Below are 14496 nucleotides of genomic sequence, written 5' to 3'. Positions count from 1 at the left end.
ACTGAGCAGCCAGGCCAAGGGCAGGTGCTACCGCGCCTGCCCTTGGCCTCGTTCCCGGGCTGTACACAAAGGACTACTCGTGCTCCGTTTTCTCGTGCGTCGGCTGCTACAAGCGATCCCGACGCTCCTCATCCTGTCCATCCTGGTGTTCGCCTGGTTGCGCTCCCTGCCCGGCGGGCCCGCGTCCGCCCTGCTCGGGGACAAAGCGACCCCGGAGAAACTGGCGAACCTGAATCACGTGCTCGGCCTCGACCAGCCGATTTTCGTGCAGTACTTCAAATTCCTCGGCCGGGCGGTCACCGGCGATTTCGGTTATTCGCTCGTGTCGTCGCGCCCGGTGATGTCGGAGATCGGCACGTTCCTTCCGGCGACCATTGAACTGGGCATCACGGCGATGATCATCGCGGTGGTGTTCGGCATTTCGTTCGGCTATCTCGCCGCTCGCTTCCGCGGCCAGATCGTCGACAACGTCATCATCGTGCTGACGCTGGTCGGCGTCGCGGTGCCGATCTTCTTCCTCGGCTACATGATGCAGGACCTGCTTTCCACGCCGCTCGGCTTGCCGTCGCAGGGCAGGCAGGCCCCCGGCATCAACGCCACCGCCGTCACGCATTTCGCCATTCTCGACGGAATGATGACCGGCGAATGGGACGCGGTGTGGGACGCGATCAAGCACCTCGTTCTTCCCGCGCTCGCGCTCGCCACCATTCCGCTCGCGGTGATCACCCGGATCACCCGCGCGTCGGTGCTCGACGTGTTCAACGAAGACTTCATCCGCACCGCGAACTCGAAGGGCCTCACCCAGCCCGTGGTCCGCCAGCGGCACGTGCTGCGCAACGCGCTCCTGCCGGTGATCACCACGATCGGCCTGCAGACCGGCGCGCTGCTCGGCGGCGCCGTGCTGACCGAGCGAGTGTTCAACTTCCGCGGCCTCGGCTTCCTTCTCGCCGAAGGGATCGACAAGCGGGACTACCCGCGGCTGCAGGCACTGCTGCTTCTCGGCGCACTGGTCTACGTGCTCGTGAACATGCTCGTGGATATTTCCTACGGGCTCATCGACCCGAGGGTGCGTGTGCGGTGAACACTCTGCTGAACAAGAAGAAAGAGCCGATCGACAAGCTCGCCGCGTCGTCGGCGGGCGGGCGGAGCCTCGGCGCCGAGGCGCTGCGCCGGATGCTGCGCAGCCCGGTGGCGATCGTCGGCGGCGTGATCACCCTGCTGTTCCTGCTGCTGGCGATTTTCGCGCCGCTGCTCGCGCCGAAGGACCCGCAGGTCCGGTACCTGCAGGACAAGGTCATCCTCGGCCGGGGCATCATCCCGGGCGCCCAGCCCGGTTTCCCGCTCGGCGTCGACGATTTCGGCCGCGACTTCCTGTCCCGGCTGCTCATCGGCGCACAGCAGACGCTGCTGGTCGGCGTGCTCGCCACGGTGATCGGCGTGCTGATCGGCGCGCTCATCGGCGGCCTCGCCGGCGCGTTCGGCGGCTGGGTCGACACCGTCCTCATGCGACTGGTCGACGTGCTGCTGGCGTTTCCCTCGCTGCTGCTGGCGATTTCGATCGCGGCGCTGTTCGCGAAGCCGAGCCAGTGGACGGTGATCATCGCGGTGTCGATCATCGGCGTGCCGATTTTCGCCCGGCTGCTGCGCGGTTCGATGCTCGCCCAGCGCGAGGCGGACCACGTGCTGGCCGCGACGTCGCTCGGCGTGAAGCGGACGACGATCGTGTTCCGGCACATGCTGCCGAACTCGCTCGGCCCGGTGATCGTGCAGGCGACGCTGACCCTGGCGACCGCGATCCTGGAGGCCGCGGCGCTGTCGTTCCTCGGTCTCGGCGACCCGGACCCGACCCGCGCGGAATGGGGATTGATGCTGGGCAACGCTTCCCAGCACTTCCTCGACATCCGGCCCGAGCTGGCGTACTACCCGGCGATCGCGATCATCATCGTGGCGCTCGGGTTCACGCTGCTCGGCGAGTCCCTCCGCGAAGCCCTCGACCCGAAGAACCGGCGGTGACCCCGTGGCACTTCTCGAAGTCCGCGACCTGAAGGTCGTGTTCCAGCGCCGCGGGGAACGTCCGTTCACCGCGGTCGACGGCGTGAGTTTCGACGTCGAACCCGGCCAGACGGTCGGTCTGGTCGGCGAGTCCGGCTGCGGCAAGTCGGTGACCTCGCTCGCGATCATGCGGCTGCTCGCCAAGCGCGGCAACACCGTCAGCGGTTCGGTGCGCTTCGAGGGCACCGACCTGCTGACCCTGTCCGACCGCGAAATGCGCGACCGGCGCGGCCGCGATCTCGGCATGGTGTTCCAGGACCCGCTGTCCTCGCTGAACCCGGTCATCCCGATCGGGCTGCAGATCACCGAGGTGCTGGAGCGCCACCGCGACATGCCGCGCAAGAAGGCGCGGGTCGAAGCGGCGGAACTGCTCGACAAGGTCGGCATCCCCGACCCGACGCGGCGGCTTTCCGAGTACCCGCACCAGCTTTCCGGCGGCATGCGCCAGCGCGCGCTGATCGCGATCGCGCTGGCCTGCCGTCCCCGGCTGCTCATCGCGGACGAGCCGACCACCGCGCTCGACGTGACGATCCAGGCGCAGATCCTCGCGCTGCTGCGGGAACTGGTGCAGGACACCGGGACCGCGCTGGTGATGATCACGCACGACCTCGGCGTCGTCGCCGGGCTCTGCGACGAGGTCAACGTGCTGTACGGCGGCCGGATCGTCGAGCGTCAGGAACGGCATTCGCTGTTCGCGCAGCCGCGCCATCCGTACACGCACGGCCTGCTGGCCTCGATCCCGCGGCTCGACGAGGGCCGCGGCGAGAAGCTGGTGCCGATCCGCGGTTCGGTGGCCGACAACATCCCGTGGGACGGCGGCTGCGCGTTCGCGCCGCGCTGCCCCAACGCGATCCAGGCGTGCCTGGAGCATTCGCCGGAGCTGGTTCCAGACCGGAACGGCTTGCTGCGCTGCCACAACCCGGTGCAACCCGCCGTGGCGGCAGGAGGAGGAACCCGATGACCGACGACGTGCTGCTCGAGGTCACCGACCTCAAGGTGCACTTCCCGATCAAACGCGGCATCGTCGTGGACCGCACGGTGGGCCACGTGTTCGCGGTGGACGGCGTCGACCTGGCGATCCGCCGCGGCGAAACCTACGGCCTGGTCGGCGAATCCGGCTGCGGCAAGTCGACGCTCGGCCGCGCGATCCTGCGGCTCAACGAGCCGACCGGCGGCAAGGTCGTGTTCGACGGCACCGACGTCGCCCAGCTCAAGGGCGAGCAGCTGCGCAAGGCGCGGCGGCGGATGCAGATGGTGTTCCAGGACCCGATGTCGAGCCTGGACCCGCGCCAGTCGGTCGAGTCGATCCTCGTCGAGGGCATGCGCGCGCACGGGCTCGACAAGGACAAGGAATCGACCGCCGCCAGGTTGCGCGAGCTGCTGAGCGCGGTCGGTCTCCCGGAGACTTCGCTGCGGAAGTACCCGCACGAGTTCTCCGGCGGCCAGCGCCAGCGCATCGGCATCGCGCGGGCGCTGTCGGTGGAACCGGACCTGATCGTCGCCGACGAACCGGTGTCCGCGCTGGACGTTTCGGTGCAGGCGCAGGTGGTGAACCTGCTGGAGGACCTGCAGGACGAGCTCGGTCTCACCTACGTGGTGATCGCGCACGACCTCGCGGTGGTCCGGCACATCTCCGACCGGATCGGCGTGATGTACCTCGGCGCGCTGGTCGAGGAGACGACGTCGGAGGAGCTGTACCAGAATCCGCTGCACCCGTACACGCGAGCGCTGCTGTCGGCGATCCCGGTGCCGGACCCGGTGGTGGAGGACAGCCGCGAGCAGATCCTGCTCGCCGGAGACCTCCCGTCGCCGGCCAATCCGCCGTCGGGCTGCCGCTTCCACACGCGGTGCCCGTGGAAACAGGAAAGCCTGTGCACCACGGACCGCCCGCAGCTGCGCGAACTCGGCGCCGGACACCGGGTGGCCTGCCACTACGCGGAAGACATCCGCGACGGGCGGATCCAGCCGCACAAGGTCGAGGTGGAACTGGTCGATGCCGGGGCGCTGAACCCCGATCTTGGACCGCCGGACGTCGGTTCGGCTGCCGAGATCCTCTGAGGCATCCGTGAAGGGCTCCTTCCGGGAATCTGATTCCCGGAAGGAGCCCTTCACGGCTTTTCAGGGCTGAAGATCGACAGCAGCACGGAACGAACCGTCCATGTGGAACGGCGTCGAGTTGTGCTCGTGGGCGATCCGCCAGCCGTTTCCGGTGCGCCGCAAGGCGAACGTGGTGCGGAACCAGAGCGTGAACGATTCGCTCTCCCCCCGCGGCGTCGCGGTCAGCTTCGCCAGTGCGGCCACCACCGCCAGATCGCCGGACACCGTGATCTCCTCGTCGTGGTACGTGTAGGAAATCGGTCCGTCGAAGGTGCTGAACCACTGCGCGACGTAGTCCGCGGAAGCGCCGGTCGTGCGCAGCGGCGGGGCGAGGTCGAACTTGACCGCCTTTTCGGTGTAGCTCGCGACGACCCGCTGCGGGTCCTTCGCGTGCATCGCGGCGGTGCGCTCGGCCAGCAGGTCGCGGATCTCGTTCTCGGACATTTTGTGTTCTCCTTTTCCCGGATGCGGGTTACGTCCGGGACGTCGAAGCTGTCCGCGCGGCTTCGACATCAGGGGTGGAAGAACTTTCGAGGAGGCTCCCGATGAAGTATCTGGTCCTGATCTACGGCAACCCGGCGTCGCGCGCGGCCTGGGCTGGGATGAGCGACGAGCAGAAGGCCGAGGGACTGCGCGCCTACCAGCGGTTCCACGAGGAGCTGGAGCGCACCGGCGAGCGGATCGTGTCCGAACGGCTGGCCGCGCCGGAGCTGACGAAGCAGGTCCACGTGCGCGCGGACGGCGTGAGCACCACCGACGGCCCGTTCGCCGAGATCAAGGAACAGCTCGCCGGGTTCTACCTGCTGGAATGCGATTCGGAGGCCCGCGCGCTGGAGATCGCCGCGCGGATCCCGGAGGCCCCCTTCGCGACGATCGAGGTGCGGCCGGTGATGGGACTGACCGGCGACGTGGACTTCGAGCTGTGATCGACAGCCTCCTGCGCGACCTCATCCCGCAGGTGCTGACCGCGCTCGTGCGCCGCTACGGCGATTTCGGCAAATGCGAGGACGCCGTGCAGGAGGCCCTGCTCGCCGCCGCCGTGCAGTGGCCGAAGGACGGGGTCCCGGACAACCCGAAGGCCTGGCTCATCACGACGGCTTCGCGGCGGCGGATCGAGATGTGGCGCAGCGAAGCCGCGCGGATCCGTCGTGAGGAGACGGTGGCCGCGCTGGAACCGCCGTCCTTCGAACTCGTGCCGCAGCAAGACGACACCCTCACGCTGCTGTTGCTGTGCTGCCATCCCGCGTTGAGCCGCCCGTCGCAAGTAGCGCTCACTTTGCGCGCTGTTGGCGGTCTGACCACGGCCGAGATCGCGCGGGCGTACCTCGTGCCGGAGCCGACGATCGGCCAGCGGATCAGCCGGGCGAAACAGAAACTGCGCGGTGCGGAATTCGCGTTGCCGCCGCAGGACCAGCTGCCAGAACGCGTCGCCGCGGTGTTGCAGGTGCTGTATCTGGTGTTCACCGAAGGCCATACCGCGAGTTCCGGCAGCGCGGTGAACCGCGTCGAACTGACCGCCGAAGCGATCCGGCTCGCCCGGCAACTGCACGCCCTGCTGCCTGCCGACGGCGAGGTCGCCGGACTGCTCGCGCTCATGCTGCTCACCGACGCCCGCCGCCCGGCCCGCACCGGTCCGGACGGGATCCCGGTGCCGCTGGCCGAACAAAACCGCTCGCGCTGGGACGCGTCCGCGATCGCCGAAGGCAGCGCGCTCATCGAACACGCGCTGACCACCACTCCGGTCGGCCCGTACCAACTGCAGGCCGCGATCGCCGCCGTGCACGACGAGGCCCCGACCGCCGACGACACCGACTGGCCGCAGATCCTGCTGCTGTACGACCTCCTGCAGCAGCTCGCGCCCGGTCCGATGGTCGACCTCAACCGCCTGGTCGCGCTGGCCCGTGTCGAAGGTCCGGCGGTCGCCCTCGCCGAACTGGACGCGACCGAGCACCTGGACCACTACCGAGCCGACGTGGTCCGCGCCCACCTCCTGGAACTGTCCGGCGACCCGCGCGGCGCCCACGACTGTTACGTCCGCGCCGCCCAGCGCACCTTGAGCCTTCCGGAACGGGAGTACTTCGAAGCGCGTGCTTTGCGTGTTATGTCGGAAAAACCCCGATAACCCCTGTCTGAAGACGGACCCCGGCCCCGACTCCAGGTGGACGCGAGAACGCTCGTCAGCTGGGTACCCTGCGGGGACCAGGCACGAATCACAAGGGGGTTGGCAGTGAACATCGACCACGTGCTGGAGGCGATCCCTCCGCTGTCGGTCTACCTGTTGGTGGGCTTGGTGGTGATGGTCGAAAGCCTGGGCATTCCGTTGCCGGGGGAGATCGTGCTGGTGAGCGCCGCGCTGCTGGCGTCGTCGCACAGCGGGCTGAACCCGCTGTGGATCGGCGTGCTGGCGTCGGCGGGCGCGATCATCGGCGACAGCATCGGGTACCTGATCGGCAAGAAGGGCGGCAAACGGCTGTTCGCCTGGGCGGGCCGGAAGTTCCCCAAACATTTCGGCCCGGACCACATCGCGAGCGCCGAGAGAATGTTCCACAAACGCGGCATGTGGGCCGTGTTCTTCGGCCGGTTCGTCGCGGTGCTGCGCATCCTGGCCGGCCCGCTCGCCGGATCGCTGAACATGCACTACCCGCGCTTCCTGATCGCGAACGCCCTCGGCGGCATCGTGTGGGCAGGCGGAACGACGGCGCTCATCTACTACCTGGGCGTGGTCGCCGACAAGTGGCTGAAGGGCTTCCAGTGGGCCGGTCTTGGCGCGGCGCTGGTGATCGGCGCGGTGGTGACGCTGGTGCTGAAGAAGCGCATGTCCCGCCACGCGACGGCTTCCTCGTCGGAGTCGTCGGAAGAGAAGAACGACGCGGTCGCCTGAGCCTCGAGCTGACTGACGGGATTTCCCCGGCAGGTCTTCGGACGTGCCGGGGTTTCTTGTTTCCATGCCTGGAAATAAGCGATGCCCCGGGCGGCATGCGAAAGCAGAGGCGACCCGGGGCGTACTGCGCCATACTAGCACATCCCCTCCGGCCCGAGAGGGGCGAAAAGGGGGGAGGGGCGGCCGATGCCGGAGGAGCCGGGGTGGATCCGGGACGGTTTGTCGGCCCCGAGATTCGCGCCGTATCTCGCGAAGGCGGACGGCGATTTCACCCGGGCCAGCGCGCTGTATTGGTGGAACGTGGAGGTTTCCGCGGCGTTCTACCCGGCGCTGCATTGCCTGGAGCTGGCGTTGCGCAACGGGCTGCACCGCACGTTGGCGACGGCGTTCGACCGCGAAGACTGGTGGCGGGTCGCCCCGCTGCGCCCCGATGGCGTGGGCAAGCTGGCCGAGGCTCGGCGCAAGCTGACCGTGCGCGGACGGCCCCACACGCCCGACGACCTCGTGGCGAACCTGTCGCTCGGGTTCTGGGTGTCGACCCTCAGCAGCGCCTACGACCGCACGCTGTGGGTGCCGCACCTGCATCGCGCGTTCGCCTTCTATCGCGGCAAACGGCGTGATCTGCACGCCGATCTACGCACTGTTCTGCTGTTCCGCAACCGGATCATGCATCACGAGCCGATTCATCATCGGCATCTGTGGAAGGACCACGAGACGATTCTGCGTGTGCTCGGCTACCTGGTCCCGGAGCTGGCCGGCGAGCTGAAGACGTACGACCGGGTGCCCGAAGTCCTGCGGCAGCGCCCCGGCCGCTGACTCTCACACCGGCAGCAGTTCCTCCGGCGTAACCGCCGGCTTCCTCCGCAGCGAGCCCAGCAGCACCCCGCCGATCACCACCGCCGCGGCCACCAGGGTGAGCACCGTCGGGACCTCGCCGAGGATGAAGAACGACGCCGTCAACCCCACCACCGGCACCAGCAGCGAGAACGGCGCGACCACGCCCGCCGGGTTGCGGCGCATCAGCGTGGTCCAGATGCCGGAGCCCACGACCGTCCCGAAGAGGACCACGTACGCCAGCCCCGCGACGCCGATCAGGCCCGTTTTCGTGCCGAGCGTCGTCAGCGAGTGCCAGGCGGCGCCCGGACCCTCGAAGATGCTCGACAGCGCCAGCATCGGCAGCGGCGGCACCACGGACATCCACAGCGTCAGGTGCAGCGGGTTGTCCGGCTCCGCGCGGCGCATGCTCAGGTTGCCGATCGCCCAGCTCAGCGCGGCCAGCAAGGTCAGCAGCACCGGCACGAGCGCGGCCTGTCCGGACTGCTGCCAGGCGATCGCCGTCATGCCCGCCACCGCGAGCAGGATCCCGGCCAGCTGCCGTCCGGAGACGCGTTCCCGCAGCAGCACCGCGCCCAGCAGCACGGTGAACGGCGCGGACGCCTGCAGCACCAGCGACGCGAGCCCGGTCGGCATGCCCAGGTGCATCGCGACGAACAGGAACGCGAACTGCCCGGTGCCGAACCCGAGTCCGTAGCCGAGCAGGTACCGCAGCTTCACCCGCGGCCACGGGACGAGGAACACCGTCGGGATCGCGATCAGCAGAAACCGCAGCGCGCCGGCGAACATCGGCGGGAACTGGCCGAGGGTGGCGTGGATCGCAATGAAATTCAGGCCCCACAGGACGGCGACGAACACGGCGAGCAAACGGTCCCGGATGGCCATGCCTCAAGCTTGCCTAGGCGAACCTTGAAGCACCAGCGAGAAAAACTGCACTGACTGTGTAGCGCAGCTTCACATACACTGCGCGAATGGACTTGGGCCGGCTCCGCACGCTGCGCGAATTCGCGGATCGGGGCAGCGTCACCGCCGCGGCGCGGGCGTTGCACTGCACGCCGTCGGCGATCTCGCAGCAGTTGCGCGCGTTGCAGGCGGAGGTCGGCATCCCGCTGACCGAACCGGCCGGCCGCGGCCTGCGGCTCACCGACGCGGGCCGCGCGCTGGTCGCCCGCGCCGACGACGTGCTGGCCGCGCTGGACCGCGCCGAGGCGGAGCTGGACACCTACCGCAGCGCCCCGCGCGGACGCGTGCGGATCGCGATCTTCCAATCCGCCGGCCTGATGCTCCTGCCCGGCCTGCTGCGCCGCATCGACCAGCACGAAAACCTCGAGGTCGACGTCCGCGACGTCGACATGGTCCCGCCGCAGGTGCCCGGACTGGTCGCCGATTACGACGTCGTCGTCGCCCACCGCGACGAGCACGCGCCCGAATTCGACACCGAACGCCTCGACGTCTTCCCGCTGCTGCGCGAACCGCTCGACGTCGCTCTTCCGGTCGGCCACCGGCTCGCGCGCAACCGCCGCGTCGGCCTGGCCGATCTCGCCGACGAACGCTGGATCTCGGTGGACCACGGCTTCCCGGTCGACGACGTCCTGCGCTCGCTGACCGTGCGCACCGGAGTGCGGCCGCAGATTGTCCAGCGGATCAACGATTTCCGTATCACCGAACGGCTCGTCGCGGCCGGACACGGGATCGCACTGATGCCTCGGTACACAATGGACACTCGACGCGGCAGCGGCTTGGTCGGCCGTCCGCTGGCCGGAATCCGCGCGGCACGGCTGGTGGAAGTGGTGTGCCGCACCGGCGCCGCGAACCGTCCGGCTGTCGCGACTGTGATCGACGAAATGCGCGCCGAGGTAGCCGCGCTCACGACCTAGCTGGGTTCGCTGCCACGCAACCGATGGTGCTGACCCCCGAGCGGCAGGTTCCCCCGGCCGCCGCGATCAGCCCGCTGATCAATGCGCTGTACTCGGCGCTGCGTGCCGTCGAATCCCGACCGTGATCGCCGAGCCCAGCAACACCGCGATGGTCAGCGACAACGCCAGGCTCACTCCCGGCTCGGCAACCAGTTGGCCACCGGCGTAGCCGAGGAACGCGACGTACGACGTCCACAGCAGCACGCCGAGCGCGGACGCGGTCAGAAACTCGGTGAATCGCCACCGCAGCGAGCCGGCCAGCAGCGCGCCGACCGTCCCGCCGGAAGGCAGCCACCGCGCGACCACCAGGACCGGCCTCGGGTGCCGCTGCAGGCGTCCGTCGAGCCAGGTCAATCCGGCGGCCAGCTTGCGCCGACGGCCCAGCCGGGTGAGCATCCGCGCCCCGCCGAACCGCCCGAGCGCGTACAACGCCTGGTCGGACAGCAGGCAGCCGAGGCTGGCGACCGCGATCACGACTGCCAGCGACGCCCCGTGCTGCGCGGCGGCCACGCCCATGCCGAGCAGCGTCACCTCGGTGGGCAACAACGGCACCAGCGAGACGACGAACAGCACCACCAGCCCAGCCGTCGTAGCGTTCATATCTCTATTAACCGCTCCGCCAGCGCCGATGAGTCCCAATCATCGGCACTTCACAGCAAGGCACAGCCGGGACATAGCTTCCTCGAAGAACCCGGACAGAGGATGTCAGGGTTCGCCCGCACACTGGTGGTTCACCGAGAGAAAAGGGGACGAACGGAATGAGCGGGGAACTGGCCGGCAAGGTCGCGCTCGTGGCGGGCGGCACGCGCGGGGCGAGCCGGGCGATCGCGGTCGAACTGGGCCGGGCCGGGGCGTACGTGTACGTCACCGGTCGCACGACGCGGACTGGACGGTCCGAAGTGGACCGTCCGGAGACCATTGAAGACACGCTGGAGCGGATCGAGGCCGCGGGCGGCAGGGGAAGCGCGCTGCGGGTCGACCACCTGGTGAGCGACGAGGTCGCCGCGCTCGCCCAGCGGATCGACGCGGAACACGGCGGGCTCGACATCCTGGTCGACGGCATCTGGGGCGGCGACCGTTACCTGGAGTGGGGCAAACCGGTCTGGGAGCATTCGCTGGACGCGAGCCTGCGGATGATGCGGCTGTCCCTCGACGCCCACCTGATCACCAGCCACCACCTGTTTCCGCTGGTGATCCGCCGTCCGGGCGGGCTCGTGCTCGAGCTGACCGACGGCACCGCCGAGTACAACCGGAAGTACCGCGAGGGCACGTCGCTGCCGTACTACCTGGCCAAGGCGGCGATCAACGTCCTGGCCGTCGGCGAGGCGGCCGAGCTCGAAAAGCACGACTGCACCGCGGTCGCGTTCACGCCGGGGTGGCTGCGGTCGGAGGCGATGCTGGAGATTTTCGAGGTCACCGAGGAAAACTGGCGCGACGCGACGGTCCGCGAGCCGCACTTCGTGATCTCGGAATCGCCGGTCTTCTCCGGCCGCACGGTCGTCGCGCTCGCCGCCGACCCGGACCGGCACCGCTGGACCGGCCAGACCGTCTCCAGCGGACAGCTGGCGAAGGTCTACGAGATCGACGACGTGGACGGCAGCCGCCCGGACGCGTGGCGGTACATCGAAGAGGTGCAGGAACCCGGCAAGCCCGCCGACGCCACCGGCTACCGCTGATGCCGACTGTCCGTGAAGGGCTCCTTGAGGGAATCAGATTCCCTCAAGGAGCCCTTCACGGACGGTTGCGGTCGGCGAGCGCCTGACCGAATTCCGCGACCGCGGCGCGGATCTCCGGCGGGCTCCGCACCTCGACGCCGGGGCCGAGGGAAACCAGCTGAACGACGGCGACTTCCTTGCCTTCCAGGGCGAACTCGGCCTCGGCCCACCCGTCGGCGTCCTTCGGGCCGAGCGACACCAGCACCTCGTTCATGTGCTCCGGCCCGAAAACCCGGCGCAGCGCCCCCGCCGCGGCCCGGTCCAGCCGAGCCGTCACCTTCAGCGGCAACGGCATCTTCTCGAACTCCGCCGACGATGCCCGCCACCAATCAGCGAGCGAGAATTCTTCCGGCCGCGCAAAGGTTTCGCCGGTTTCGGCGACCCCTTCCAACCGCGAGACGCGATACGTCCGCAGGTCCGCGTCGACGCGCGCCACCAGGTACCAAACCCCGGCCTTCAACACGAGACCCAGCGGATCCAGCGTCCGCCGGGTGACCTTGTCGCGCCGCCGATAACGCACGTCGAGCCGTTGCTGCGTCCACACCGCCTTCGCGACCGCGGGCAGCGCGGCCGCGTCGTCCGGAGAGGTGAACCAGGCCGAAGCGTCGAGATGAAACCGCCCGGCGACCGTCCGGGCCTGTTCCTGCAGCTGAGCGGGCATGCTCGCGGACACTTTCGCGTGCGCCGCGGCCACCGCGGTGCCGAGACCGAGCCCGGCCAGCGCGTCCGGCACGTCGAGGGCCAGCAGCGCGACGGCCTCCCGCGAGGTGAGGCCGTCGAGCCGCGAACGCCAGCCGTCCACGAGCCGGATGCCGCCGTGCCGCCCTGGTTCGCTCCAGAGCGGCACGCCGGCTTCGCGCAGCGCGGCGAGATCCCGCCGCAGCGTCCGCTCGGTCACGCCCAGTTCGCCGGCCAGCTCCCCGACGGTGCCCGCGCGTTTGCGGTGCAGCGTGAAGAGAAGCGCGACCAGGCGCTCGGCTCGCATCAGGCTCGGATCAGCGGTTGGCCCGGTTGACCGCGCTCACTACCGCGCGCAGCGACGCGGTGACGATCGACGGGTCGACGCCGATGCCCCAGAACACGCGGTCGGAGATCGCGCATTCGATGTAGGACGCGGCGCGCGAATCGTCGCCCGGGCTCAGCGTGTGCTCGCTGTAGTCCAGGAGCCGCAGGTCGTAGCCCACAGTGGACAGTGCGTCGAAGAACGCGGCGATCGGCCCGTTGCCGCGGCCGGTGATCTCGTGCTCGTCGCCCTCGACCTTCACCGTGGCCTCGAGGTCGTACTCGCCGCCGCCGTTGTCGGTGACGCGCTGCTTGATCAGCTCCAGCGGCGTCTTCGACTCCAGGTACTCGGCCGAGAACGCGCGCCACATGGTGGCCGGGTCGACCTCGCCGCCCTCGGAGTCGGTGTAGGCCTGGATGACCTTCGAGAACTCGATCTGCAGCCGGCGCGGCAGGTCGAGCTGGTGCTCGGCCTTCATGATGTAGGCGACGCCGCCCTTGCCGGACTGCGAGTTCACCCGGATCACGGCCTCGTAGGTGCGGCCGACGTCCTTCGGGTCGATCGGCAGGTACGGGACCTCCCACGGGTGCTCGTCGACCGGGACGCCCTTCTTGTCCGCGGCGTCCTTCATCGCGTCGAGGCCCTTGTTGATCGCGTCCTGGTGGCTGCCGGAGAAGGCGGTGAACACCAGGTCGCCGCCCCACGGGGAGCGTTCCGGGACCGGCAGCTGGTTGCAGTACTCGACGGTCCGCTTGATCTCGTCCATGTCGGAGAAGTCGATCTGCGGGTCGATGCCCTGGCTGTAGAGGTTCATGCCCAGCGCGACCAGGTCGACGTTGCCGGTGCGCTCGCCGTTGCCGAACAGGCAGCCCTCGATCCGGTCCGCGCCGGCCTGGTAGCCCAGTTCGGCGGCGGCGATCCCGGTGCCGCGGTCGTTGTGCGGGTGCAGCGACAGGATCACCGAATCGCGGCGCTCCAGGTTGCGCGACATCCACTCGATCGAGTCGGCGTACACGTTCGGGGTGGCCATCTCGACGGTCGCCGGCAGGTTCAGGATGACCGGCTTCTCCGGCGTCGGCTGCCAGATCTCGGTGACCGCGTTGCACACCTCGAGCGCGTAGGACAGCTCGGTGCCGGTGTAGGACTCGGGCGAGTACTGGAAGCGGAAGTCGGTGTCCGGCTGCTTCGCCGCCAGCTCGACGACCATTTCCGCGGCCGAGGTGGCGATCTTCTTGATGCCCTCTCGCTCCTCGCGGAACACCACGCGGCGCTGCAGGATCGACGTCGAGTTGTAGATGTGGACGATCGCCCGCGGCGCGCCCTCGAGCGCCTGGAAGGTGCGCTCGATCAGCTCGGGACGGCACTGGGTCAGCACCTGGATGTGCACGTCGTCGGGGATCGCGCCCTCTTCGATGATCTCGCGCACGAAGTCGAAGTCGGTCTGCGACGCGGCCGGGAAACCGACCTCGATCTCCTTGTAGCCCATGCGGACCAGCAGGTCGAAGAACTTGCGCTTGCGCGCGGGCGACATCGGGTCGATCAGCGCCTGGTTGCCGTCGCGCAGGTCGACCGCGCACCACAGCGGCGCGCGCTCGATGCGCTTATCCGGCCAGGTGCGGTCGGGTACGTCGATGTTCTCGACGACGTCGTACCAGGGGCGGTAACGGTGGACCGGCATGGACGTGCCGCGCTGCGGATTCCACGAGGGCTGTCCGGCGGGCGCGGGACGAGAGGGCGTGCGCAGACGGGAATTAGTGGTACGAGGGTCGGTGCTCATCGCGGGAAAATCTCCTGAAGGGATCGGTGCGGACGACCGGCACCACAAAGCCCCGCGACGAGGAGCCGGTCAGATCAGGCCCCGTCGCGGCAGCGAAGCAGGAGTTCACGCGCCACGGGGTCACTGTAACCACCCGACGCGCGGAAAGGAAAGCCGCCCGTCGCGATCGAACTGTTACGTCGGGTGGCTGATACCTGTTACTAGCGGGTAGCGTCCCGCGA

General features: G+C 69.0%; 15 protein-coding genes. 10 read left to right on the top strand and 5 right to left on the bottom strand.

Going from position 1 to position 14496, the window contains the following annotated elements; all coding sequences use genetic code 11:
* The first annotated feature begins 79 nt into the window (after window positions 1–79).
* Genes CU254_RS37030 through CU254_RS37015 form a run of 4 tightly spaced genes read left to right on the top strand, consistent with a single transcriptional unit; the run spans window position 80 to window position 4110 of the window.
* Complete coding sequence (locus CU254_RS37030; protein ID WP_009084563.1) at window positions 80–1081, top strand: ABC transporter permease; 1002 nt, start codon at window positions 80–82, stop codon at window positions 1079–1081.
* On the top strand, window positions 1078–2013 hold the full coding sequence (locus CU254_RS37025) for an ABC transporter permease (RefSeq protein ID WP_009084562.1): 936 nt from the start codon (window positions 1078–1080) through the stop codon (window positions 2011–2013). Before CU254_RS37030 ends, CU254_RS37025 begins: the two co-directional genes overlap by 4 nt.
* A 4-nt stretch (window positions 2014–2017) precedes the next feature.
* Window positions 2018–3013, top strand: a complete 996-nt coding sequence (locus CU254_RS37020; protein ID WP_009084560.1) for an ABC transporter ATP-binding protein — start codon at window positions 2018–2020, stop codon at window positions 3011–3013.
* Complete coding sequence (locus CU254_RS37015; RefSeq protein WP_009084558.1) at window positions 3010–4110, top strand: ABC transporter ATP-binding protein; 1101 nt, start codon at window positions 3010–3012, stop codon at window positions 4108–4110. The genes CU254_RS37020 and CU254_RS37015 overlap by 4 nt, the downstream gene beginning before the upstream one ends.
* A 60-nt stretch (window positions 4111–4170) precedes the next feature.
* Here the strand turns inward: CU254_RS37015 and CU254_RS37010 are convergent, their stop codons facing one another.
* Window positions 4171–4593 carry a nuclear transport factor 2 family protein gene (locus CU254_RS37010; RefSeq protein WP_037716057.1) on the bottom strand — a complete coding sequence of 141 codons (423 nt, stop codon included), beginning with the start codon at window positions 4591–4593 and terminating at the stop codon, window positions 4171–4173.
* Window positions 4594–4694: 101 nt separating this feature from the next.
* On the opposite strand from CU254_RS37010, the gene CU254_RS37005 reads away from it, so the two are divergent.
* From CU254_RS37005 to CU254_RS36990, 4 genes are all read left to right on the top strand, one after another.
* Entirely contained in the window at window positions 4695–5075 is a 381-nt protein-coding gene (locus tag CU254_RS37005) for a YciI family protein (protein ID WP_037716055.1), read from the top strand.
* Entirely contained in the window at window positions 5072–6271 is a 1200-nt protein-coding gene (locus CU254_RS37000) for an RNA polymerase sigma factor (protein WP_009084551.1), read from the top strand. The genes CU254_RS37005 and CU254_RS37000 overlap by 4 nt, the downstream gene beginning before the upstream one ends.
* Window positions 6272–6376: 105 nt before the next feature.
* On the top strand, window positions 6377–7030 hold the full coding sequence (locus CU254_RS36995) for a DedA family protein (RefSeq protein WP_009084549.1): 654 nt from the start codon (window positions 6377–6379) through the stop codon (window positions 7028–7030).
* 186 nt (window positions 7031–7216) lie between these two features.
* Window positions 7217–7846, top strand: a complete 630-nt coding sequence (locus CU254_RS36990; protein WP_009084548.1) for a hypothetical protein — start codon at window positions 7217–7219, stop codon at window positions 7844–7846.
* Between the two features lie 3 nt (window positions 7847–7849).
* On the opposite strand, the gene CU254_RS36985 is transcribed toward CU254_RS36990, so the two are convergent.
* Window positions 7850–8749, bottom strand: coding sequence for an EamA family transporter (locus tag CU254_RS36985; RefSeq protein WP_009084546.1), 900 nt, complete (start codon window positions 8747–8749; stop codon window positions 7850–7852).
* A gap of 86 nt (window positions 8750–8835) precedes the next feature.
* Between CU254_RS36985 and CU254_RS36980 the strand changes: the two genes are divergently transcribed.
* Window positions 8836–9741, top strand: coding sequence for a LysR family transcriptional regulator (locus CU254_RS36980; RefSeq protein WP_037716052.1), 906 nt, complete (start codon window positions 8836–8838; stop codon window positions 9739–9741).
* 78 nt (window positions 9742–9819) lie between these two features.
* Here CU254_RS36980 and CU254_RS36975 read toward each other — a convergent pair whose 3' ends face one another.
* Window positions 9820–10380, bottom strand: a complete 561-nt coding sequence (locus CU254_RS36975) for a DedA family protein (protein WP_009084542.1) — start codon at window positions 10378–10380, stop codon at window positions 9820–9822.
* Window positions 10381–10538: 158 nt separating this feature from the next.
* Between CU254_RS36975 and CU254_RS36970 the strand changes: the two genes are divergently transcribed.
* Window positions 10539–11456 (top strand): SDR family oxidoreductase, encoded by a 918-nt coding sequence (locus CU254_RS36970; protein WP_009084540.1) that lies wholly within the window; start codon window positions 10539–10541, stop codon window positions 11454–11456.
* Window positions 11457–11511: 55 nt separating this feature from the next.
* Here the strand turns inward: CU254_RS36970 and CU254_RS36965 are convergent, their stop codons facing one another.
* The gene (locus tag CU254_RS36965) at window positions 11512–12480 is read right to left on the bottom strand and encodes a YafY family protein (protein WP_009084538.1); all 969 of its coding nucleotides are present in this window, start codon (window positions 12478–12480) and stop codon (window positions 11512–11514) included.
* Window positions 12481–12490: 10 nt separating this feature from the next.
* The gene (leuA, locus tag CU254_RS36960; protein WP_009084536.1) at window positions 12491–14275 is read right to left on the bottom strand and encodes a 2-isopropylmalate synthase; all 1785 of its coding nucleotides are present in this window, start codon (window positions 14273–14275) and stop codon (window positions 12491–12493) included.
* Between the last annotated feature and the right edge of the window lie 221 nt (window positions 14276–14496).

Origin of the sequence: Amycolatopsis sp. AA4, from assembly GCF_002796545.1 — a bacterium.
Classification (GTDB): domain Bacteria; phylum Actinomycetota; class Actinomycetes; order Mycobacteriales; family Pseudonocardiaceae; genus Amycolatopsis.
Note: the sequence above shows the minus strand (reverse complement) of the source record. Positions and strands in the feature narration are given on the sequence as shown.

Excerpts from the sequence above, each read along its gene's own strand:
- CU254_RS37010 (WP_037716057.1), bottom strand. The coding sequence starts at position 4,593 with ATGTCCGAGAACGAGATCCGCGACCTGCTGGCCGAGCGCACCGCCGCG.
- CU254_RS36975 (WP_009084542.1), bottom strand. The coding sequence starts at position 10,380 with ATGAACGCTACGACGGCTGGGCTGGTGGTGCTGTTCGTCGTCTCGCTG.
- leuA (WP_009084536.1), bottom strand. The coding sequence starts at position 14,275 with ATGAGCACCGACCCTCGTACCACTAATTCCCGTCTGCGCACGCCCTCT.
- CU254_RS36990 (WP_009084548.1), top strand. The coding sequence starts at position 7,217 with ATGCCGGAGGAGCCGGGGTGGATCCGGGACGGTTTGTCGGCCCCGAGA.
- CU254_RS37015 (WP_009084558.1), top strand. The coding sequence starts at position 3,010 with ATGACCGACGACGTGCTGCTCGAGGTCACCGACCTCAAGGTGCACTTC.
- CU254_RS36965 (WP_009084538.1), bottom strand. The coding sequence starts at position 12,480 with ATGCGAGCCGAGCGCCTGGTCGCGCTTCTCTTCACGCTGCACCGCAAA.
- CU254_RS36985 (WP_009084546.1), bottom strand. The coding sequence starts at position 8,749 with ATGGCCATCCGGGACCGTTTGCTCGCCGTGTTCGTCGCCGTCCTGTGG.
- CU254_RS36970 (WP_009084540.1), top strand. The coding sequence starts at position 10,539 with ATGAGCGGGGAACTGGCCGGCAAGGTCGCGCTCGTGGCGGGCGGCACG.
- CU254_RS36980 (WP_037716052.1), top strand. The coding sequence starts at position 8,836 with ATGGACTTGGGCCGGCTCCGCACGCTGCGCGAATTCGCGGATCGGGGC.
- CU254_RS37005 (WP_037716055.1), top strand. The coding sequence starts at position 4,695 with ATGAAGTATCTGGTCCTGATCTACGGCAACCCGGCGTCGCGCGCGGCC.